Annotated in this window: 17 protein-coding genes; 3 read left to right on the top strand and 14 right to left on the bottom strand. The window is 56.0% G+C overall.

The annotated features are described in order from the left end of the window. The first annotated feature begins 110 nt into the window (after positions 1-110). Entirely contained in the window at positions 111-1,853 is a 1,743-nt protein-coding gene (locus tag B9Z48_RS06945; RefSeq protein ID WP_108377655.1) for a PhoH family protein, read from the top strand. 29 nt (positions 1,854-1,882) lie between these two features. On the opposite strand, the gene dnaB is transcribed toward B9Z48_RS06945, so the two are convergent. From dnaB to ppsA, 7 genes are all read right to left on the bottom strand, one after another. Further along, positions 1,883-3,301 carry a replicative DNA helicase gene (gene dnaB / locus B9Z48_RS06940; protein WP_089958169.1) on the bottom strand — a complete coding sequence of 473 codons (1,419 nt, stop codon included), beginning with the start codon at positions 3,299-3,301 and terminating at the stop codon, positions 1,883-1,885. Between the two features lie 182 nt (positions 3,302-3,483). Further along, the gene (gene rplI / locus B9Z48_RS06935) at positions 3,484-3,936 is read right to left on the bottom strand and encodes a 50S ribosomal protein L9 (protein WP_089958172.1); all 453 of its coding nucleotides are present in this window, start codon (positions 3,934-3,936) and stop codon (positions 3,484-3,486) included. An 11-nt stretch (positions 3,937-3,947) separates the two neighbouring features. Further along, the gene (gene rpsR / locus B9Z48_RS06930) at positions 3,948-4,229 is read right to left on the bottom strand and encodes a 30S ribosomal protein S18 (RefSeq protein WP_019427495.1); all 282 of its coding nucleotides are present in this window, start codon (positions 4,227-4,229) and stop codon (positions 3,948-3,950) included. Between the two features lie 14 nt (positions 4,230-4,243). Next, positions 4,244-4,531: a primosomal replication protein N gene (gene priB, locus B9Z48_RS06925; protein WP_089958176.1), complete on the bottom strand. Its 288-nt coding sequence runs from the start codon at positions 4,529-4,531 to the stop codon at positions 4,244-4,246. A 17-nt stretch (positions 4,532-4,548) separates the two neighbouring features. Then, positions 4,549-4,914, bottom strand: a complete 366-nt coding sequence (gene rpsF / locus B9Z48_RS06920; protein WP_089958179.1) for a 30S ribosomal protein S6 — start codon at positions 4,912-4,914, stop codon at positions 4,549-4,551. 95 nt (positions 4,915-5,009) lie between these two features. Further along, positions 5,010-7,136, bottom strand: coding sequence for a VC_2705 family sodium/solute symporter (locus B9Z48_RS06915; RefSeq protein ID WP_108377592.1), 2,127 nt, complete (start codon positions 7,134-7,136; stop codon positions 5,010-5,012). 34 nt (positions 7,137-7,170) lie between these two features. Then, positions 7,171-9,561 carry a phosphoenolpyruvate synthase gene (gene ppsA / locus B9Z48_RS06910; RefSeq protein WP_089958188.1) on the bottom strand — a complete coding sequence of 797 codons (2,391 nt, stop codon included), beginning with the start codon at positions 9,559-9,561 and terminating at the stop codon, positions 7,171-7,173. Between the two features lie 146 nt (positions 9,562-9,707). Here ppsA and B9Z48_RS06905 point away from each other — a divergent pair, with 146 nt between their 5' ends. Beyond that, positions 9,708-10,529 carry a pyruvate, water dikinase regulatory protein gene (locus B9Z48_RS06905; protein WP_089958193.1) on the top strand — a complete coding sequence of 274 codons (822 nt, stop codon included), beginning with the start codon at positions 9,708-9,710 and terminating at the stop codon, positions 10,527-10,529. A 69-nt stretch (positions 10,530-10,598) separates the two neighbouring features. On the opposite strand, the gene glmM is transcribed toward B9Z48_RS06905, so the two are convergent. The 4 genes from glmM to B9Z48_RS06885 form a co-directional block, all read right to left on the bottom strand. Further along, on the bottom strand, positions 10,599-11,927 hold the full coding sequence (gene glmM, locus B9Z48_RS06900; RefSeq protein WP_108377591.1) for a phosphoglucosamine mutase: 1,329 nt from the start codon (positions 11,925-11,927) through the stop codon (positions 10,599-10,601). Between the two features lie 91 nt (positions 11,928-12,018). Continuing rightward, entirely contained in the window at positions 12,019-12,906 is an 888-nt protein-coding gene (folP, locus tag B9Z48_RS06895) for a dihydropteroate synthase (protein WP_233261038.1), read from the bottom strand. A gap of 62 nt (positions 12,907-12,968) precedes the next feature. Then, entirely contained in the window at positions 12,969-14,885 is a 1,917-nt protein-coding gene (gene ftsH / locus B9Z48_RS06890; protein WP_089958207.1) for an ATP-dependent zinc metalloprotease FtsH, read from the bottom strand. Between the two features lie 105 nt (positions 14,886-14,990). Then, positions 14,991-15,653, bottom strand: a complete 663-nt coding sequence (locus tag B9Z48_RS06885; protein ID WP_108377590.1) for an RlmE family RNA methyltransferase — start codon at positions 15,651-15,653, stop codon at positions 14,991-14,993. Positions 15,654-15,684: 31 nt separating this feature from the next. Between B9Z48_RS06885 and B9Z48_RS06880 the strand changes: the two genes are divergently transcribed. Beyond that, positions 15,685-16,158 (top strand): YhbY family RNA-binding protein, encoded by a 474-nt coding sequence (locus B9Z48_RS06880; protein ID WP_108377589.1) that lies wholly within the window; start codon positions 15,685-15,687, stop codon positions 16,156-16,158. A 70-nt stretch (positions 16,159-16,228) separates the two neighbouring features. On the opposite strand, the gene greA is transcribed toward B9Z48_RS06880, so the two are convergent. The 3 genes from greA to carA all read right to left on the bottom strand — a co-directional run bounded on the left by greA (position 16,229) and on the right by carA (position 21,231). Next, entirely contained in the window at positions 16,229-16,705 is a 477-nt protein-coding gene (greA, locus tag B9Z48_RS06875) for a transcription elongation factor GreA (protein ID WP_089958219.1), read from the bottom strand. A gap of 102 nt (positions 16,706-16,807) precedes the next feature. Then, on the bottom strand, positions 16,808-20,068 hold the full coding sequence (gene carB, locus B9Z48_RS06870; RefSeq protein ID WP_108377588.1) for a carbamoyl-phosphate synthase large subunit: 3,261 nt from the start codon (positions 20,066-20,068) through the stop codon (positions 16,808-16,810). Beyond that, a complete protein-coding gene (carA, locus tag B9Z48_RS06865) occupies positions 20,068-21,231 on the bottom strand; it encodes a glutamine-hydrolyzing carbamoyl-phosphate synthase small subunit (protein ID WP_199233469.1) in 1,164 nt (387 codons plus the stop codon). Before carA ends, carB begins: the two co-directional genes overlap by 1 nt. Positions 21,232-21,260: the final 29 nt, after the last annotated feature.

The raw sequence follows: 21,260 nt of genomic DNA, 5'->3' as shown, positions 1-21,260 counted from the left end.
AATTCATGACGCTGGAATTCAGCCCCTTGTGACCCGATTGAAAAGCCGCCCGGATTTCCTGGCGGCTTTTTATTTTGTTGTCTGTTCTTTTCCCGACGAGGTCAATGCACATGCCACTGCCACCCGCCCCCAAACAACGCGCCAGCCGCTTGACCCATGCCGCCTTCACTTCGGTCGCCTCCGACGATGACAGCCCAGGCACAGCCTTGATTCAAATCGAGACCCAAGCGCCATTGGCTGCTATGCCAGAAGTTGCTTCAAGTATCCCGGCACCTGCAGCAACCAAAAAGATTGCGGCCAGCGCCCCTTTGGTCACTGAGACAAAACGAAGCACCCGCGCTCGCAAGTCCAGTGCGGTGGCCGCCCCGTCGGATCCAGCGCCTCAGCTCGCCACGGCAGCTGCACCCACGGCCAAGACACCGCCTGCTCAGGCGGCTGCACCCCGCGCTAAACGCAAGACAGGTCCAAGCAAATTGTTTGTGCTGGACACCAACGTGCTGATGCATGACCCCATGAGTCTGTTCCGTTTTGAAGAACACGATGTTTTCCTGCCCATGATCGTGCTGGAAGAGCTGGATGGGCACAAAAAAGGCATGACCGAAGTCGCTCGCAATGCGCGGCAAGCCAGCCGCTCGCTGGATGCCTTGGCATCAGGTCAAGGAGAAGACTTGAGCAAAGGCTCGGCCTTGAATGCCACGGGCCACACAGATGCCACGGGTCAGTTGTTTTTCCAAACCCAAGCCCTCGACTTGAGCCTGCCTCTGGCCTTACCCCAAGGCAAGGCCGATAACCAAATTTTGGGCGTGGTCAAAGCGCTGGGGCAACTCCATGCACCGCGTGAAGTCGTGTTGGTGTCCAAAGACATCAACATGCGCGTGAAAGCGCGAGCCTTGGGCCTGCAAGCCGAGGACTACCAAAACGACAAGACTTTGGAAGACGGCGATTTGCTTTACCCGGGTTCGCTGGCTTTACCAGCTGATTTTTGGGTTAAAAATGGCAAAACAGTGGAAAGCTGGCAACAAGGCACACACACCTATTACCGAATTACAGGGCCTATTGTGCCCAACCTGTTCATCAACCAATTCGTCTATTTCGAAGCGCCCGGTGAGCCCAGCCTCTATGCTCGGGTTTCAGAAATACGGGGCAAAACTGCGGTTTTGCGTACATTAAAAGACTTTGGTCATCAAAAAAATGCCATTTGGGGCGTGACCGCTCGCAACCGCGAACAAAATTTCGCTGTCAACTTGCTCACCGATCCGGACATTGATTTTGTGACCCTGGCGGGCACGGCTGGAACGGGCAAAACATTGATGGCACTGGCCGCTGGCCTGACCCAAGTGTTAGATGACCGCCGATACACCGAAATCATCATGACCCGAGCCACTGTGAGTGTGGGTGAAGACATTGGATTTTTGCCAGGCACTGAGGAAGAAAAAATGGGGCCGTGGATGGGTGCACTTGACGACAACTTGGAGTTTTTGGCCAAAGGTGATGGTGGCAATTCAGGCGAATGGGGACGTGCGGCCACCAACGAGCTCATCAAAAGCCGCATCAAGATCAAAAGCATGAACTTCATGCGCGGACGCACTTTCATGAACAAGTACGTGATCATTGATGAGGCTCAAAACCTCACACCCAAGCAAATGAAAACCCTGATCACCCGTGCTGGCCCTGGAACCAAAATCATTTGCATGGGCAACTTGGCCCAAATCGACACACCTTATTTGACGGAAGGCTCCTCGGGCTTAACCTATGCGGTCGACCGCTTCAAGGGTTGGGCCCATGGGGGACACATCACCTTGGCACGAGGCGAACGTTCTCGCTTGGCCGACTTTGCCAGTGACGCGCTTTAAGCACTCTCGGGCATGGACTTGCTCGGGTCTCAGTAATCGTCACTCAGACCCGAGGCCAGGCTTTCAAAGCGTGTCAGGTTCTTCAGGAAGGTCAATCGGACCGTGCCTGTGGGGCCATTTCGCTGCTTGCCAATGATGATTTCAGCCACCCCAGGGTCTTTGGAGTCTTTGTTGTAATAATCGTCACGGTAGATGAACATGATGATGTCGGCATCCTGCTCGATGGCGCCTGACTCACGCAAATCGCTCATCATGGGTCGTTTGTCGGTGCGCTGTTCCACGCTTCGGTTGAGCTGTGACAACGCAATCACTGGGCATTGCAATTCCTTGGCCAACATTTTCAGGCCCCGAGAAATTTCGCCCAATTCTGTGGCGCGGTTGTCGCCGCCCGAACCACCTGAACCGCTCATGAGTTGCAAGTAGTCCACCACGATCAATCCGAGCTTGCCGCATTGACGCGACAGACGACGGGCATTGGCACGCAACTCAGAAGGCGTCAAACCGGGTGTTTCGTCAATGTGCAAAGACACAGTGCGCAATTTTTCGATGGCTTCAGTCAAACGAGGCCATTCATCGTCGGTCAGCTTGCCTGTGCGCAAATGGCCTTGGTCAATGCGCCCAATCGAGCCCACCACACGCACGGCCAATTGAGACGCCCCCATTTCCATTGAGAAAACCGCCACGGGCAAACCTTCGTTCAAGGCCACATGTTCAGCGATGTTGATGGCAAAAGCCGTTTTACCCATGGATGGACGTGCGGCCAAAACCACCATGTCTCCTGCCTGCAAACCCGAAGTCATGCGGTCTAAATCGTAAAACCCAGTGGGGACACCCGTGACTTCATTCGGGTTGTTGGCCATCTCCTGCACCCGGTCGAGCAACTCCACCACCAGCGTGTCCATCGACTGGAAGCCCTGCTTCATGCGAGAGCCTTCTTCACCGATGTTGAAGATTTTTTGCTCGGCTTCGTCGAGTATGCGATCAATCGCTTTGCCTTGCGGGTTGAACGCGTTGGTGGCAATTTCGTCACTGGCTGTCACCAGTTTTCGCAAAATAGACCGCTCACGAACGATCTCGGCATAACGACGAATATTGCTGGCGCTGGGCACGTATTGGGCCAGTGAGTTGAGGTAACCCAAGCCCCCCATTTCCTCGGCCTTGCCCAAATTTTGCAACTGTTCGTTGACGGTGATCACGTCTGCAGGTTTGGATGCATTGATCAATGCACCAATCGCTGCGTAAATCAATTTGTGCTCGTGGCGGTAAAAGTCATTGTCAACCAGCAAATCACCCACTCGATCCCAAGCACTGTTGTCCAGCAAAAGTCCACCCAAAACACTTGACTCGGCCTCAATGGAATGAGGCGGCACACGCAACTTGGCCACTTGGCTGTCCGTGGACAGATCAGCAGGGAAAGTGTTCAGAGGTGGGGAAAATGCAGCGGACATGGATGAATGGCTTTAAAAGGCCATGGTAGAGGTGAAAGTAGGAAATTGATCGAAATAAAGCGACAGCTAGACTTTGATTATTCGGTGACCCACACAATAAAAGTCAATCCGGGCGGCATCAAACTCCAACAAAAAAGCCGCCAAGCACAAGGCCAGGCGGCTTTCTCAGAACGTTGCAGTGATCAGGCAGTTTCGCCGAGCACGGACACTGTCACATCAACCACCACATCGGTGTGCAAAGCCACAGCAACAGAAGATTCGCTGACGGTTTTGATCGGGCCCATGGGCATACGAATCTGCGACTTGAGCAGTTTGTAGCCTTGCTTGTTCAGCGCATCGGCGATGTCGTTGTTGGTCACGGAACCAAACAAACGGCCATCCACACCCGCTTTTTGAGACAACTTGATGACCAAGCCAGCGAGTTTTTCGCCTTGGGCTTGTGCATCGGCCAATTTGGCAGCTGCGGCTTTTTCAAGTTCAACACGGCGTGCTTCGAACTCGGCCTTGTTGGCTTCGGTGGCACGACGAGCACGACCCTGAGGGATCAGAAAGTTGCGAGCGTAGCCGTCTTTGACTTTGACGATATCGCCCAGATTACCCAGGTTCACAACCTTTTCGAGCAGAATGATTTGCATGGTTGGACTCCTTAGACTTTGTGCTGGTCGGTGTAGGGCAACATGGCCAAGAAGCGTGCACGCTTGATGGCTGTGTTGAGTTGACGCTGGAAAATGGCACGGGTGCCAGTCAAACGTGCGGGAATGATCTTGCCGTTTTCGGCGATGAAGTCACGCAAAGTGTCCACATCTTTGTAGTCGATTTCTTCGACACCGGTCACTGTGAAGCGGCAAAAGCGCTTGCGCTTGAACAGCAGTGACTGGGTGTTGCGCTTGGGGCGCTTGTCTTTGTTGAATTTTTTGAACGTGGCCATGGGGCCTCCTGAAATTAATCTTGCTGAAACTCTTGAATGTGCAACACGACACTTTTGCCTTGTCGAGGGGTGGCCAAAAAGCCTTTAAACGACCAAACACTGCCTACCGATTGCTTGACCAGTCTTTCAGCGAGTGACCCGAAGGCCAAGGCACGAAGTTTTAACTGGATTTTGCGCATTTGCCCTGCCTCTTGAATTTCAGAGGCATGCTCCAGAATCAAGTCCAAAGCAGGCAATCCGGCGGGGGTGTATCGCAAAGCGGCTTGCTCGGCAATACAGGCGGTCAGTTCGGTACGGTTCACTCCTCAACAAGCACGTGTCAAGCAGCGAATTCGGCTTGTTGTGACTTGCGGGCTTCTTCGCGCTCGACGGTCTTCATCATGGATGAAGGACCGGTATCGGCTTTTTTCTTCAGAACGGTCAGGTGACGCAGCACGGCATCGTTGAACTTAAAGGCGTGTTCGAGTTCAGCCATCACAGCTTGGTCGGCTTCAATGTTCACGCAAAGGTAATGTGCTTTGCCCAGCTTGTTGATCTGGTACGCCAATTGACGGCGACCCCAGTCTTCAACGCGGTGGATCGCACCACCACCGGCAACGATCATGCCTTTGTAACGCTCCAGCATGGCTGGAACTTGTTCGGACTGATCGGGATGGATCAGCAAAATGATTTCGTAATGACGCATTGAGACTCCTTGCGGTTAACCCAAAAGGTTGGAAAAGCCGCCCCCAGCGTCTGGTCGGGGTGCGGCAAGGGAAAGCCTAAGATTATAGCCTGAAATCACAAACCCGGATAGGCATCCCTGGCCTCTGTGGCCAACACTTGAATCTGCGCAGCCGGTTCAACCCACCGCTTTGGAATCATCCAAGTTCCTAATGCGATCACCACAAAACCCAGTGGAACACCAAATACGCCTGCAGACATGGGCTGAATTCCCCACCATAGCCCCGAGAACGGATCCATTTGGAAAAAGTGCCTGAATCCTGGCGCATTCAACACCATGTAAAACATGGTCAAGCCTAAGCCAGACAACATGCCCAGGATGACCGCCACGCGATGTACTCGCGGCCAGGTCATGCCCAACACCATACTGGGGAAAAAAGCAGAGGCTGCCAAAGAGAACGAAGCAGAGACCAAGGCCAATATTTCGGCTGGCTTGAAGGCTGCCACCACAGCGGCCACCATGGCTACGGCAAGCAACGCGAATTTGGACAAAATGACCCGACCCTCAGATGACTTGGGGCCCTTAAGACCACTCGGACGCATGTCACGGACCACCGCATTGCTGATGGTCAAAAGCAAACCATCAGCGGTTGACAGTGCAGCGGCCAAGCCCCCTGCAGCAACCAAGCCAGACACCACAAATGGCATACCCCCTAATTCGGGGGTGGCCAACATGATCATGTCCGCCCCCAACTTGAGTTCACCCAACTGCAACACGCCATCACCATTGACATCCGAGAAAGAAACCAAGGCAGGGTCGAGTCGTGCCCATTGGGCCATCCAACTGGGTAAATCAGAAAAACTTTGGCCAACCAAATTGTTGAGCACCTCGAATTTGACCAAGACAGCCAAAGCAGGCACGCACAAATAAATCAATGCGATGAAAAACAAGGACCAAGCCACTGAGGTTCGTGTTTCAGCGACCGATGGCAAGGTGTAAAACCGGGTCAAAAGATGCGGCAAACCGGCCGTACCAATCATGAGGCAAAAAATCAATGCCAAAAAATTCAGTCTTGACTCACTGAACAAGCGTTCCTGAGCGAGTCCACCATCAGGATCCCCGGTGTAAGCTTTGGCATGTGGCGGCATGCCTCCCAAGGGTCGCGCCCTTTCTAAATTGTCATGCATGGCGCGTGTCCATTGTTCGCGAGCGGTAGACGCATCACGAGGCACCGCCAAAAGCTCACGACGCACTTGAGCAATGGTCGAAAAATCAGCCCCTTGCGCTTTGAGGATCTGAATTTTTTCTTCCAACTCCAGACGCAAATCTTGCATGGCAGCATCCACATCCTGCAAGCGAACTGCAAACATCTTGGCACGCTGGGCGTATTCGCGTCTGACCTCGTGCTCTGCCGGGTCGTCCATCAAGCGCTGCTCAATGCTGGCGATGGCAGATAACTGGGAGCCATACACAAAAGGGGCTGCAGGGTTACCCAATTGCTTGTAGGCCAACCACGACACGGGAATCAAAAAGGCCAGCAGCAGCATGATGTATTGCGCCACTTGAGTCCAAGTGATGGCACGCATGCCCCCAAAAAAAGAACACAACAGAACACCGCCCAGTCCCAGCAAAATACCTATTTCGAACTGCACCCCCGTTAGGCGTGAAGCAATCAGGCCAATGCCATAAATTTGTGCCACCACATAAGTGAATGAACACAAGACAGATGCCAGTGCTGCAATCACACGAGGCCAACGGCCACCAAAGCGTTGGTCAAAATAATCCGGCAAGGTGTACAAACGCATGACCCGCAAATGGGGCGCAATCAAAAGCGCCACCAAGCAAAAGCCTCCCGTCCATCCGATCACATAAGCCAAGCCCCCGGGCTGGTTACCACTTCCTGAAAAACCTTGGAGGTACAGCGCACCCGCCAGACTGATGAAGGAGGCCGCACTCATCCAATCGGCAGCAGTGGCCATACCGTTGTACATGGCCGGTATGCGCCGACCAGCGACGTAGTACTCATCCTCATCCGTGGTTCTGCCAGCAATGCCAATCAAGGCATAAATCATCACGGTGCTGAAAAGGAAAATCGGACCAATCAGGTTTCGTGATAAACCCAAATGCTCGGCCCACGCCAAAGCACCAATCAAGACCAACAAAAAAACAATGTAAATCAGGACGTTGCGATGGAGCCGCCAGCGGTAAGCCGATGTCATCGCGACTTCCAGAGGATTGCGCATCAAGCTGTCCTGATTTACGGGGATAGGGACAGCTTCAGCTGCCCAGATTGGTCCAAGTTTCGATGACGGTATCGGGATTGAGCGAGATCGAGCTGATGCCCTGGTCCATCAACCAATGCGCAAAGTCAGGATGGTCCGATGGGCCTTGGCCACAAATACCGATGTACTTGCCCTGCGCCAAACAGGCTTGGATGGCTTGCGAGATCAAGGCTGTGACCGCCGGATCGCGTTCGTCAAAGTCTGCGGCCAGCAACTCCATGCCCGAGTCGCGGTCCAGCCCCAAAGTCAGCTGTGTCAGGTCATTCGAGCCAATCGAGAAGCCGTCAAAGAACTCGAGGAACTGCTCGGCCAGAATGGCGTTGCTGGGCACCTCGCACATCATGATGACTTTGAGCCCCTGCTCGCCACGGCTCAAACCTTGGCTGGCCAGCAATTGGGTGACCTTTTCGGCTTGCCCCAAGGTGCGCACAAAGGGCACCATGATCTGCACGTTGGTCAAGCCCATTTCGCCGCGCACCCGTTTGAGGGCTTCGCATTCCATGGCAAAGGCTTCGCCAAAGTCTGCGCTGATGTAACGCGCAGCGCCTCGGAAGCCGAGCATCGGGTTTTCTTCTTCCGGCTCGTAACGGCTGCCGCCAATGAGTTTGCGGTATTCATTGCTCTTGAAGTCCGACAAACGCACGATGACCGGCTTGGGCCAGAAAGCGGCAGCGATGCTGGCCACGCCTTCGGTGACTTTGTCCACATAAAAAGCACGGGGGGATGCGTGGCCACGGGCCACCGATTCCACGGCTTTTTTCAGGTCGGCGTCGATGGCGGGGTAATCCAGGATGGCCTTGGGGTGCACGCCAATGTTGTTGTTGATGATGAATTCCAAACGCGCCAGGCCCACACCGGCGTTGGGCAGCTGGGCAAAGTCAAAGGCCAGCTGGGGGTTGCCCACGTTCATCATGATCTTGGTTTTGATCTCGGGCAGCACGCCGCGCTGAATCTCACTGATCTCGGTTTCCAGCAAGCCGTCGTAAATGTGGCCGGTATCGCCCTCGGCGCAGCTCACGGTGACCAGCGTGCCTTCGGTCAGTTGCTCGGTGGCGTTGCCGCAACCCACCACCGCCGGAATGCCCAGCTCACGGGCAATGATGGCGGCGTGGCAGGTGCGCCCGCCCCGGTTGGTGACGATGGCGCTCGCACGCTTCATCACCGGCTCCCAGTTTGGGTCCGTCATGTCGGTCACCAGCACATCGCCGGGCTGGACCTTGTCCATCTCGCTGATGTTGTGCACCAAGCGCACGGGGCCCGTGCCAATCTTTTGACCAATCGCGCGGCCCTCGGCCAGGATGGTGCTTTTGCCTTTGAGTTTGTACCGCAGTTCAGGCGTGCCCTTGGCCTGGCTTTTCACGGTCTCGGGGCGGGCCTGCAAGATGTAAAGCAAACCGTCGGTGCCGTCTTTGCCCCACTCGATGTCCATGGGACGGCCGTAATGCTGCTCAATCACCACCGCGTAGCGGGCCAATTGTTCGACCTCGTCGTCGGTCAGGCTGTAGCGGTTGCGCAATTCGGTGGGCACATCGGTGGTTTTGACCAGCTTACCCGACGCGGCTTTTTCTTCGGGGGTGGCGAACACCATCTCAATCAGCTTGGAGCCCAGGTTGCGGCGGATCACGCTGCGCTTGCCCGCGGCCAACATCGGCTTGTGCACGTAAAACTCGTCAGGGTTCACAGCCCCCTGCACCACCGTTTCGCCTAGGCCGTAGCTGGAGGTGATGAACACCACGTCTTCAAAACCGGACTCGGTGTCGATCGTGAACATGACGCCCGCCGCGCCCAAATCGGAGCGCACCATGCGCTGCACGCCGGCCGACAAGGCCACATCGGCGTGTGCAAAGCCCTTGTGCACGCGGTAGCTGATGGCGCGGTCGTTGTAGAGCGAAGCGAACACCTCTTTCATCTTGTGCAGCACGTCCTCGATGCCGACCACGTTCAAGAAGGTTTCTTGTTGGCCTGCGAAAGAAGCGTCAGGCAAGTCTTCGGCTGTGGCCGAAGAACGCACCGCAAACGAGGCCTCCGGGTTACTGCCCTGCAGGCGCACGAACTCTTCGCGGATGGCTTGCTCCAGATCGGCCGGGAAAGGCTGGTCTTCGACCATGGCGCGGATTTCAGCACCAGCGGCGGCCAAGGCACGCACGTCCTCGGTGTCCAAAGCATCCAAACGGGCATTGATGCGCTCGGCCAGGCCGCCAAACGATAAAAACTGGCGAAAAGCGTGGGCAGTGGTGGCAAAGCCTGTGGGCACGCGCACGCCCGAAGGCAACTGGGAAATCATCTCCCCCAAACTGGCGTTTTTGCCGCCGACCGACTCGACATCGGTCATGCGCAACAACTCAAAGGGAACGACCAGGGCGGTCTCACTGAAAAGAACAGACATGCTAAAGCTCCAAAGTTAAAACCGGGCTCCAAGGCGCAGGTCAGGGTTTTTGTTGTTCTTTGAATGGAACCCCAAGCGGACAGCGGTGGATAATCATTCGATTTTAGGGGTCATGTCGACCTCGGCCATTGAAATAAATTACAAGCATGCCAAAACGCACTGTATTTTTCGTCTCTGACGGCACCGGCATCACCGCCGAGACTTTTGGAAACGCCATTCTTGCCCAGTTCGACATGAAGTCGCGGCATGTGCGCCTTCCCTTCACCGACACCATCGACAAAGCTCACCAAGCAGTTCGGCAAATCAACCACACCGCCGAGACCGAAGGCAACAAACCGATTGTGTTCACGACTTTGGTGAACATGGATGTGCTCAAAGTCCTGCAAGAGCACTGCCAAGGCATGTTGCTCGACATGTTCGGCACCTTTGTGAACCCACTCGAAGCGGAACTGGGCATCAAATCGCACCACCGGGTGGGCCGGTTTTCGGATGTGAGCAAAAGCAAGGAATACCACGACCGGATCGAAGCGATCAATTTTTCATTGGCACACGACGATGGTCAATCGAACCGCGATTTGGAGTCCGCAGAGGTGATTTTGGTGGGCGTGAGCCGCAGTGGCAAAACCCCGACCAGCCTGTATCTGGCCATGCAGCATGGACTCAAAGCCGCCAACTACCCCTTGATCCCCGAAGATTTTGACCGCCGCCAATTGCCGCCAGCCTTGGTACCACACCGCAAAAAGATTTTCGGCCTGAGCATTCACCCTGACCGTTTGGCCGAAATCCGTGCAGAACGCCGACCCAATTCCCGTTACGCGAGCATCGAAAACTGCCGCATGGAAGTCTCAGAAGCCGAAGCGATGATGCGCCGCTCGGGCATCCGCTGGTTGTCCACAACCACCAAGTCCATCGAGGAAATCGCCACGACCATCTTGCAAGAAATCAAGCCTGATCGGCTGATTTACTGAGACAGAACTGCAGACTTCATCACAGTACTCTCAACGCGTTGAGCGACAGGCTCAAGCCGCGCCAAGATTTCAGCGCAAGGTCGCTGCAATTCGTTCAGCGCATTCCTGCGCTTGTACGGCATCGCGTGCTTCAACCATGACGCGCACCAAAGGTTCGGTGCCACTGGCGCGGATGAAGACCCGACCGGAATCGCCCAGTTCTGCCTCGGCCGCACGTGTGGCATCCCACAGTGGCTGGTGGCCTTGCCAGTCAAATCCGGGGGTCAAGCGCACATTGATGAGGGTTTGCGGGAACAACGTGATGCCCTCCAACAATTGCGACATGGTCTTGCCGCTGCCCACACAGGCTTGCAGCACCTGCAAGGCGCTGACCAGGCCATCGCCCGTGGTGTGCTTGTCCAGCGCCAACAAATGACCAGAGCCCTCGCCACCCAGCAACCAGCCTTTGTCGTGCAAGACCTCCAGCACATAACGGTCGCCCACTTTGGCCCGCACAAACTGCACACCACGCTGCTTGAGCGCGACTTCGACTGCCAAGTTGGTCATCAAAGTGCCCACAGCACCGGGCACCGCCTCGTCGCGGGCCAAGCGGTCGGCCACCATCAAGTACAAGAGTTCGTCGCCATTGAACAAACGTCCGGCCGCGTCCACAAACTGCAGGCGGTCGGCATCACCATCCAAAGCAATGCCGTAATCGGCTCGGTGGTCTTTCACGGCTTGAACCAATGCAGCCGGATGCGTGGCCCCCACGTCTTTGTTGATGTTCAGGCCATCGGGTGAGCAGCCGATGGCGATGACCTCGGCACCCAGCTCATGAAAAACCTTGGGGGCGATTTGGTAAGCCGCCCCATGCGCGGCATCCACCACGATCCTCAAGCCCTTGAGGGTCAAGTCGTTCGAAAAGGTGCTCTTGCAAAACTCAATGTACCGGCCAGCCGCATCGTCCAATCGGCGGGTTTTACCGAGGGCTGCAGAGTCGACCCAAACAGGGTCTTCCAACAACGTGGCTTCAACAGCCTCTTCCCAAGCGTCCGACAATTTTTTGCCTTGTGCGCTGAAAAACTTGATGCCGTTGTCTGCAAACGGGTTGTGACTGGCACTGATGACAACGCCCAGTGAGGCGCGTTGTGCACGGGTCAGATAAGCGACTGCAGGCGTGGGAACCGGACCCAACAACACCACATCCACGCCCGCAGAGTTGAAACCAGACTCCAAAGCACTTTCCAGCATGTATCCAGAAATACGTGTGTCTTTGCCGATCAATACCGTAGGGTGAGGCTCTTGTGATTTCAAAACCCGACCCACAGCATGTGCCAAACGCAAGATGAAGTCTGGCGTGATAGGACTTTGGCCCACCGTGCCTCGAATACCGTCTGTGCCAAAGTATTGCCGTGCCATGCGAGAGTTCCTGATTTTTGTTGTGGATGGATGAATGAATTCTAGCGAGTCAAAAGATCAACAAAACTGACACACATTCTGAATCGACGATTCAAAGTACACCGTGTTGTTGGTTCACGAAATGCCAAATTTTGAGTGCATCCACTGTGGCCTTGACGTCATGCACCCTCACCACCGATGCCCCCCGTTCCACAGCCATCAAAGCGGCAGCCACGCTGGCCACTTGCCTTTGTGCGGGTTCTGGCATGTGTCCATCTTGCGCCAATGCAGCACCCAGAGCCGATTTGCGCGACCACCCGGCCAACAGAGGAAAACCCAAGCGCAATAAATGGGATTGCTCGGCCAGAAGCTGAAAGTTCTGTGCCACGGTTTTACCAAAACCAATGCCAGGGTCCAACACGACTCGGGATGCTGTCACACCCAATTCCAGCAAGGCGTTCACGCGGGCGCTCAAAAAGGCGTTCACTTCGGTCAACACATCCCCCGTCATCGGTTGAACTTGCATGGTTTGGGGGGTGCGGTGCATGTGCATCAAACAAACGCCGCACCGGGGGTGGGTGGCCACCACCTGCTCAGCACCCGGTTGACGCAAAGCCCAAATGTCATTGACGATGTCAACGCCCCAGTCCAGGCAGGCTTGCATCACCTCGGGTTTGTAAGTGTCCACAGAAATCGGAACCCCCCAGCTCACCGCTTCACGCAAGAAGGGTTCTAGCCTTGCCAACTCTTGCTCCACGGGAACCACCACAGCGCCAGGCCGGGTGGACTCGGCCCCGATGTCCAAGATATCCGCACCCTCGCAAAGGAGTTGCTCGGCATGGCGCAAGGCCTGAGAAGTTTCGGCATGCAAGCCGCCGTCGGAAAAGGAATCTGGCGTGACATTGACAATGCCCATGATCAAAGGCTGAGTCAGATCCAAGTCAAAACGAGAGGTTTGCCAGCGGTTGATCGAAGCGTGTGGCATGGGCTTGAATGTCATCAAAAATTTTCCATGAAAAACGGGGCCTAAGGCCCCGTTCTTTTAAACACCGGACTTGAAAATCAAGCCGCCGTGGTGGCTGGCTCCGGCTGCACGGCCGGTGTACCGCCACCGCTGTTGCCACCGGAAGGCGGCGTGCGAGGGGTCCAGTCCTTGGGAGGCAAAGGATCACGACCGGCCATGATGTCGTCAATCTGGTCCTTGTCGATGGTTTCCCACTCCAGCAAGGCCTTGGCCATGGCGTGCATCTGCGCACTGTGCTCTTCAATCAAACGACGGGCCAAGCTGTACTGCTCGTCAATGATGCGGCGCACTTCCATGTCCACTTTTTGCATGGTGGACTCGCTCATGTTGGTGGTCTTGGTCACCGAACGGCCCAAGAACACTTCGCCTTCGTTTTCGGCATAAACCATTGGGCCCAGAGCATCGGTCATGCCATAACGCATGACCATGTCACGGGCGATGGATGTGGCCCGCTCGAAGTCATTGCTCGCACCCGTGGTCATCTGGTGCATGAACACTTCTTCGGCAATGCGGCCACCGAACAACATGCTGATCTGGTTCAACATGAATTCCTTGTCGTAGCTGTAGCGGTCTTGCTCAGGCAGGCTCATCGTCACACCCAGGGCGCGGCCACGGGGAATGATGGTGACCTTGTGCACCGGGTCGCACTTGGGCAGCAACTTGCCAATCAAGGCGTGACCGGCTTCGTGATAAGCGGTGTTGCGACGCTCATGCTCGGGCATGACCATGCTCTTGCGCTCAGGGCCCATCAAGATCTTGTCCTTGGCCTTTTCAAAGTCGACCATCTCGACCACGCGGGCATTGCGGCGTGCAGCCATCAATGCTGCTTCGTTGCACAAGTTGGCCAAATCGGCGCCGCTCATGCCAGGCGTGCCACGGGCGATGACACCCGCATTGACGTCTTGGCCAATCGGCACTTTGCGCATGTGCACGTTCAAAATTTGCTCGCGACCGCGAATGTCGGGCAATGTGACATACACCTGGCGGTCAAAACGACCGGGGCGCAGCAGGGCAGCATCCAAAATATCAGGACGGTTGGTGGCCGCCACGACGATCACACCCAGGTTGGTCTCAAAGCCGTCCATCTCGACCAGCATCTGGTTGAGGGTTTGCTCGCGCTCGTCGTTGCCACCGCCCAAACCGGCACCACGTTGGCGACCGACCGCGTCAATTTCGTCAATGAAAATGATGCAAGGCGCGTTCTTTTTGGCGTTTTCGAACATGTCGCGGACACGGGCAGCGCCCACACCGACAAACATTTCCACAAAGTCGGAACCAGAGATGCTGAAGAACGGCACCTTGGCTTCTCCAGCGATGCCTTTGGCCAGCAGGGTTTTACCCGTACCAGGGGGGCCGACCAACAACAAACCACGGGGAATGCGACCACCCAGTTTCTGGAATTTCTGGGGGTCTTTCAGGAAGTCCACAACTTCCTTGACCTCCTCTTTGGCCTCGTCACAGCCGGCCACATCTGCGAAGGTGACCTGGTTGTTGTTTTCGTCCAGCATACGGGCCTTGGACTTGCCAAAGCTGAACGCTCCGCCCTTGCCACCACCTTGCATTTGGCGCATGAAATACACCCAAACACCAATCAAGAGGAGCATCGGCCCCCAGCTGACCAGCAAGGTCATGAGCAAGGAGCCCTCCTCGCGGGGCTTGACGTCGAACTTCACGCCGCTGTTGATCAGGTCACCGACCAGACCGCGGTCGAGGTAAGTGGCCGTCGTTTTGATGCGGCGGTCGTCGTTGGTGATGGCCAGAATTTCGGTGCCACCAGGGCTCTCGGAAATGGTGGCGCTCTTGATCCGGTTACCGCGAACCTCTTCGAGGAAATCTGAATAGCCAATGGCGTTCGCACCTGCGACACCACGGTTGTCAAATTGCTTGAACAAGGTGAACAGCACCATGGCAATCACCATCCAGACGGCAATTTTGGAAAACCAAGGGTTATTCAAGAGTGACTCCAATCGAAAAAAAAGACTGATCTCATTTTAGGCCTGCAGCAGCCCCTTAGAGCATTGCAATAGGGTTTGGCCCTCGAAAAGGCAGGAATTAATGATTCAAAGGTCATGAATCAAGCCCATGCCCACCAAAAAAGTCTCCGAAGACTTGTCTCGCGAGGACTTGGGCTTGATGGGTTTGACCACTTTGAAAGTCTCTTTGAACATCTTGACAATCTGGCTGTAACCGCTGCCGTGAAAAACTTTGACCACCAAGGCTCCTTGCGGCTTCATGTGGTTCTGGGCAAATTCGACCGCCAACTCGATCAAATGTTGAACACGGGCTGCATCTGAGGACTCAATGCCGGACAGGTTGGGGGCCATGTCGGACACCACCACGTCAGCCTGCCGCCCTTGCAATGCCGCCTCCAGCAAAGCAGCCACCTCATTCTCGCGGAAATCCCCCTGAATGAACTGCACCCCCTCAACCGGGTCCATGGGCAGAATATCCAGCGCGATGATGCTGCCATTGAGTTCGCCCACAGCCGCACCATCGGGTGACAAGCGGCGACGCAGGTACTGACTCCAAGCACCGGGGGCAGAGCCCAGGTCCACCACCAAATGGCCAGGCCGGATCAGGCCCATGGTTTCGTCGATTTCTTTGAGTTTGTAAGCTGCACGCGCTCGGTAACCCTCTTTCAAGGCCAGTTTCACATAGGTGTCATTCACATGGTCGTTCAACCATGCCTTGTTGACCTTTTTACTTTTGGTTTTGACTTTCATTCTTTTGCGTCCTTGCGGGGATAATACGGGGATGCCCCAAATACAACTCACACCTGCCGAGCGCAAAGTTTTTCGCGCCGATGCCCACCACCTTGATCCGGTCGTCATGATCGGTGGTGATGGTTTAACTCCTGCCGTCATCAAGGAAACCGAAGCCGCCCTGAACGCGCATGGCTTGATCAAAATCCGCGTACTCGGCGACGACCGCGCCGCACGCGAGACCATGTTCGCCCAATTGGCAGATCAACTCAGCGCCGCGCCCATCCAGCACATTGGCAAATTGCTGATCCTTTGGCGACCACAGCCTGAAAAAATCAAAGAAACCGACGAAGACCGCAAAGCGGGACCTCGTGATTTCAAAATTCTGAAATACAGCTCACGAGGTGGTCAACGTCCTGAAGTTAAAACCGTCCGTGTACTGGGCAATCAACGACTGGCCGCCGGGGGCCAAATCAAACGTGCCAAGCCCAAACAAAAATCAGTCAAAAAAGGTCGCCACGACTGAGGGCTGATCGGACTGAGTCAATCTGACTCGTTCATCTGCAAAGGCCGTTTTATACGGCCTTTGGTTTGGCTCAAATGTAGGAAACACCCACAATCTCGTAACGGCGCACGCCGCCTGGAGCTTGTACTTCGGCCACATCACCCTCCTCTTTGCCTATCAAAGCGCGAGCAATAGGGCTGCTGATGTTGATCAAACCCAGTTTCAAATCGGCTTCATCCTCACCCACGATCTGGTACTTGACCGCTTCGCCTGAGCTTTCATCTTCGAGCTCCACAGTGGTGCCAAACACCACACGGCCACCAGCATCAACCGAAGCGGGGTCGATGATTTGCGCCGCTGACAATTTGCCTTCAATTTCCTGAATCCGGCCCTCGATGAAGCCCTGACGGTCTTTGGCCGCGTCGTATTCAGCGTTCTCGCTCAAGTCGCCTTGGGCCCGAGCCTCGGCAATGGCTTGAATCACGCCGGGACGGTCGACTGTTTTGAGGCGGTGCAACTCTTCTTTGAGTTTTTCAGCTCCGCGTTTTGTGATTGGAATGGTGGACATATGGGGTTCTCCAAAAGCAAACCGCCGAGTGTTGGAACTCGGCGGTCATTGACTGCATTATGCACCGCCCGAGCAATCAAGGGCGGCATTCAACACAAGGTTTCAGGCCAACAGTTGTGCGTGCATTTCTTGAACTGAAATAACGTCCAACTTGTCCATGTACTTCATGCCCTCGACCGCTGCCTCAGCACCCGCAATGGTGGTGAATGTGGTCACGCGATTGAGCAAAGCGGAAGTACGGATGTGGCGTGAATCGGCGATCGCATTGCGGCGCTCCTCGACGGTATTGATGACCAACACAATTTCATTGTTTTTGATCATGTCAACAATGTGTGGACGTCCTTCGGTGACCTTGTTCACGATGGCACACGACACCCCTGCTGCGGTGATCGCATTGGCCGTGCCCTTGGTCGCCACGAGTGAAAAGCCTTGCGCTGACAACTGGCGGGCCACTTCGATTACACGCGCCTTGTCGTTGTTTTTCACCGAGATGAAGACCTTGCCCGAAGGCGTGCCGTCGGCCTTGGTGGGGCGTGGCAACTTGGTGCCTGCGCCCATTTGGCTCTTCACAAAGGCTTCGCCAAAGGTCTTGCCCACGCCCATGACTTCGCCGGTGGACTTCATCTCGGGGCCGAGGATGGTGTCGACGCCAGGGAACTTCACGAAGGGGAAGACGGCTTCTTTCACGCTGAAATAAGGTGGTGTGACTTCTTTCGTGATGCCTTGCGATGCCAGGGTCTGGCCCGCCATGCAACGCGCCGCCACCTTGGCCAATTGAATGCCCGTGGCTTTGGAGACATAAGGCACCGTGCGTGAAGCGCGAGGGTTGACTTCCAGTACGTAGATCACGTCTTGGCCGTCCACATGCTGGATGGCAAACTGAACGTTCATCAAACCCACCACGTTCAAGGCACCGGCCATCGCGGCCGATTGGCGCTTGAGCTCGTCTACTGTGGCGGAGGACAGAGAGTAAGGAGGCAAGGAGCATGCCGAGTCGCCGCTGTGCACACCGGCTTGTTCGATGTGCTCCATCACGCCGCCGATGAAGGTCTTGCCTTCGGGGTCGCGCAAGCAGTCCACATCGCACTCGATCGCATCGTTCAGGAAACGGTCCAGCAGCACGGGTGAATCGTGCGACACCTTAACCGCTTCGCGCATGTAGCGCTCCAAGTCACGCTGCTCGTGCACGATTTCCATGGCGCGGCCACCGAGCACATAGCTGGGACGCACGACCAAGGGGTAACCCAAGGCGGCGGCTTTTTCCAAAGCCTCAGCTTCGGTGCGGGCCGTGGCATTGGGCGGCTGGCGCAGACCGAGGTCTTGCAGCAATTTCTGGAAACGCTCACGGTCTTCGGCCGCGTCGATCATGTCGGGGCTGGTGCCGATGATGGGCACGCCTGCGGCTTCCAAGTCCAACGCCAACTTCAACGGCGTTTGGCCACCGTATTGCACGATGACGCCTGTGGGCTTTTCCTTGTCGACGATTTCAAGCACGTCTTCCAAAGTGACGGGCTCAAAATACAAACGGTCCGAGGTGTCGTAGTCGGTCGACACGGTCTCAGGGTTGCAGTTGACCATGATGGTTTCGTAACCGTCTTCGCGCATGGCGAGCGCGGCGTGCACGCAGCAGTAGTCAAACTCGATGCCCTGACCAATGCGGTTCGGACCACCGCCCAGCACCATGATTTTTTTGTTGGTGGTGGGTTCGGCTTCGCACTCGCCGTCTCCGTTACCTTCATAGCAGGAGTACATGTAGGCGGTGTCGGTCGAGAACTCGGCCGCGCATGTGTCCACACGCTTGTAAACGGGGCGGATGCTCAGCGCATGGCGACGGGCACGCACCACATGCTCGGTGGTTTTGAGCAATTTGGCCAAACGGCGGTCCGAGAAGCCTTTCTTCTTGAGCGCACGCAATTCGTCGGCCGTGATGGCTTCGAGCGTGGTGGTTTCCAATTCCAGTTCGATCTTCACGATCTCTTCGATCTGCACCAAGAACCAAGGGTCGATTTTGGTCAAGGCAAACACCTCGTCCACGCTCAGGCCCATGGCAAATGCATCGCCCACATACCAGATGCGCTCCGGGCCAGGCTCGCCCAGTTCTTTCTCGAGCACTTCGCGGTCTTGGGTTTTCTCGTTCATGCCGTCCACGCCGACTTCCAGACCGCGCAAGGCTTTCTGGAACGACTCTTGGAAGGTTCGGCCCATGGCCATCACCTCGCCCACCGATTTCATTTGGGTGGTCAAACGGCTGTCGGCCGTTGGAAACTTCTCGAACGCAAAACGGGGAATCTTGGTAACCACATAGTCGATCGATGGCTCGAAGGACGCAGGCGTGGCACCGCCCGTGATGTCGTTGCGCAACTCGTCCAGCGTGTAACCCACTGCGAGCTTGGCTGCGACTTTCGCAATCGGGAAACCCGTGGCTTTGGAGGCCAAGGCCGAGGAACGCGACACACGGGGGTTCATCTCGATGACGACCATGCGGCCGTCTTTCGGGTTGATCGAGAACTGCACGTTCGAGCCGCCCGTGTCCACACCGATTTCGCGCAAAACGGCCAGAGAGGCGTTGCGCAAAATCTGGTATTCCTTGTCGGTCAGCGTCTGGGCTGGGGCCACGGTGATCGAGTCGCCTGTGTGCACGCCCATAGGGTCCAGGTTTTCGATCGAGCAAACGATGATGCAGTTGTCCGCCTTGTCGCGAACCACTTCCATCTCGTACTCTTTCCAGCCGAGCAAGGACTCTTCAATCAACAGCTCGGTGGTAGGCGAAGCCTCCAGGCCACGCTTGCAAATGACTTCGAACTCTTCGGGGTTGTAAGCAATGCCGCCGCCCGTGCCGCCCAGCGTGAAGCTGGGGCGAATGACGGTGGGGAAGCCCAAGGTCTTTTGCACATCCCACGCTTCTTCCATGCTGTGGGCGATGCCGGAACGCGCGGAACCCAGACCGATCTTGGTCATGGCGTCTTTGAACTTCAAGCGGTCTTCGGCTTTGTCGATGGCTTCAGGCGTTGCGCCGATCAGCTCAACCTTGTATTTTTCGAGCACGCCGTGGTGCCACAAGTCCAAAGCGCAGTTGAGGGCAGTCTGGCCACCCATGGTGGGCAAGATGGCGTCAGGGCGCTCTTTGGCAATGATCTTCTCGACCGTCTGCCAGGTGATGGGCTCGATGTAGGTGACGTCGGCCGTGGCCGGGTCGGTCATGATCGTGGCAGGATTGCTGTTGATCAGAATGACTTTGTAGCCCTCTTCGCGCAAAGCTTTGCAGGCCTGCACGCCGGAGTAATCGAACTCACAGGCCTGACCAATGATGATCGGGCCCGCGCCAATGATGAGGATGCTTTTGAGGTCGGTGCGCTTAGGCATTATTTTGTCTCCATCAGGTTGATGAAGCGGTCAAAGAGGTAAGCAATGTCGTGTGGGCCGGGCGAGGCTTCGGGGTGACCCTGGAAGCAGAACGCAGGCTTGTCGGTGCGTGCAAGGCCCTGCAAGGTGCCGTCAAACAAAGAGACGTGCGTGGCACGCAGGTTGGCGGGCAAAGATTTTTCATCCACCGCAAAACCGTGGTTTTGGCTGGTGATGGACACGCGACCCGAGTCGAGGTCTTTCACAGGATGGTTCGCGCCGTGGTGGCCAAACTTCATCTTGAAAGTTTTTGCACCGCTGGCCAAAGCCATGATCTGGTGGCCCAGGCAAATGCCGAATGTGGGAATGCCGGTTTCAATCAACTCGGCCGCCGCTGCAATGGCGTAGTCACAAGGCTGTGGATCACCAGGGCCGTTGGACAGGAAGATGCCATCCGGCTTGTGCTTGAGCACTTCGGCAGCGGGTGTCTTCGCAGGCACGACGGTCACTTTGCAACCGCGCTCGGCCAACATGCGCAAGATGTTTTTCTTCACACCGAAGTCGTACGCCACCACATGGAACTTGGGGGCGGTCTGAGTGCCATAACCGGCACCCAGTTGCCACTCGGTTTGGGTCCAGTCGTAAGGCTGGGCCACGGTGACTTGTTGCGCCAAATCGAGACCCGCCATGTTGGGGGCCGCCTTGGCCGCAGCCACGGCTTGGTCGATCAGGGCTTGGGTAACTTCTTGGCCTTTGGCCAAACCCACAATGGCACCGTTTTGGGCACCCTTTGTGCGCAAGAGACGGGTCAGTTGGCGGGTGTCGATGTTGGCAATGGCGACCGTGCCAGCGTCCACAAGGTAGGACGACAAGGTTTGACTGGAGCGGAAGTTGCTTGCCACAAGAGGCAAGTCTTTGATGATCAGGCCAGCAGCATGGACTTGGTCAGCTTCGATGTCTTCCTCGTTGACCCCGTAGTTACCGATGTGCGGGTACGTCAAGGTGACGATCTGCTGGCAGTAGCTGGGGTCAGTGAGGATTTCCTGGTAGCCGGTGAGCGAGGTGTTGAACACCACTTCGCCGACTGTGGAGCCGGTGGCTCCAATCGAGTTGCCGATAAAGACCGTGCCGTCTGCGAGCGCCAAGATGGCGGGCGGGAAGGTTCCCTGAAGAGACAAAAGCACTGGGTTCTCCGGAATAGTTCGGGTACGCC

The sequence above is a fragment of the Limnohabitans sp. WS1 genome (assembly GCF_003063265.1).
Taxonomy (GTDB): Bacteria; Pseudomonadota; Gammaproteobacteria; order Burkholderiales; family Burkholderiaceae_C; genus Limnohabitans_A.
Note: the sequence above shows the minus strand (reverse complement) of the source record. Positions and strands in the feature narration are given on the sequence as shown.

Coding starts and splice junctions, on each gene's coding strand:
- B9Z48_RS06945 (WP_108377655.1), top strand. CDS start 111: ATGCCACTGCCACCCGCCCCCAAACAACGCGCCAGCCGCTTGACCCAT.
- rplI (WP_089958172.1), bottom strand. CDS start 3,936: ATGCAAATCATTCTGCTCGAAAAGGTTGTGAACCTGGGTAATCTGGGC.
- B9Z48_RS06885 (WP_108377590.1), bottom strand. CDS start 15,653: ATGAAAGTCAAAACCAAAAGTAAAAAGGTCAACAAGGCATGGTTGAAC.
- rpsF (WP_089958179.1), bottom strand. CDS start 4,914: ATGCGTCATTACGAAATCATTTTGCTGATCCATCCCGATCAGTCCGAA.
- dnaB (WP_089958169.1), bottom strand. CDS start 3,301: ATGTCCGCTGCATTTTCCCCACCTCTGAACACTTTCCCTGCTGATCTG.
- carB (WP_108377588.1), bottom strand. CDS start 20,068: ATGCCTAAGCGCACCGACCTCAAAAGCATCCTCATCATTGGCGCGGGC.
- B9Z48_RS06905 (WP_089958193.1), top strand. CDS start 9,708: ATGCCAAAACGCACTGTATTTTTCGTCTCTGACGGCACCGGCATCACC.
- rpsR (WP_019427495.1), bottom strand. CDS start 4,229: ATGGCCACGTTCAAAAAATTCAACAAAGACAAGCGCCCCAAGCGCAAC.
- glmM (WP_108377591.1), bottom strand. CDS start 11,927: ATGGCACGGCAATACTTTGGCACAGACGGTATTCGAGGCACGGTGGGC.
- ppsA (WP_089958188.1), bottom strand. CDS start 9,561: ATGTCTGTTCTTTTCAGTGAGACCGCCCTGGTCGTTCCCTTTGAGTTG.
- B9Z48_RS06915 (WP_108377592.1), bottom strand. CDS start 7,136: ATGCGCAATCCTCTGGAAGTCGCGATGACATCGGCTTACCGCTGGCGG.
- B9Z48_RS06880 (WP_108377589.1), top strand. CDS start 15,685: ATGCCCCAAATACAACTCACACCTGCCGAGCGCAAAGTTTTTCGCGCC.
- folP (WP_233261038.1), bottom strand. CDS start 12,906: ATGACATTCAAGCCCATGCCACACGCTTCGATCAACCGCTGGCAAACC.
- greA (WP_089958219.1), bottom strand. CDS start 16,705: ATGTCCACCATTCCAATCACAAAACGCGGAGCTGAAAAACTCAAAGAA.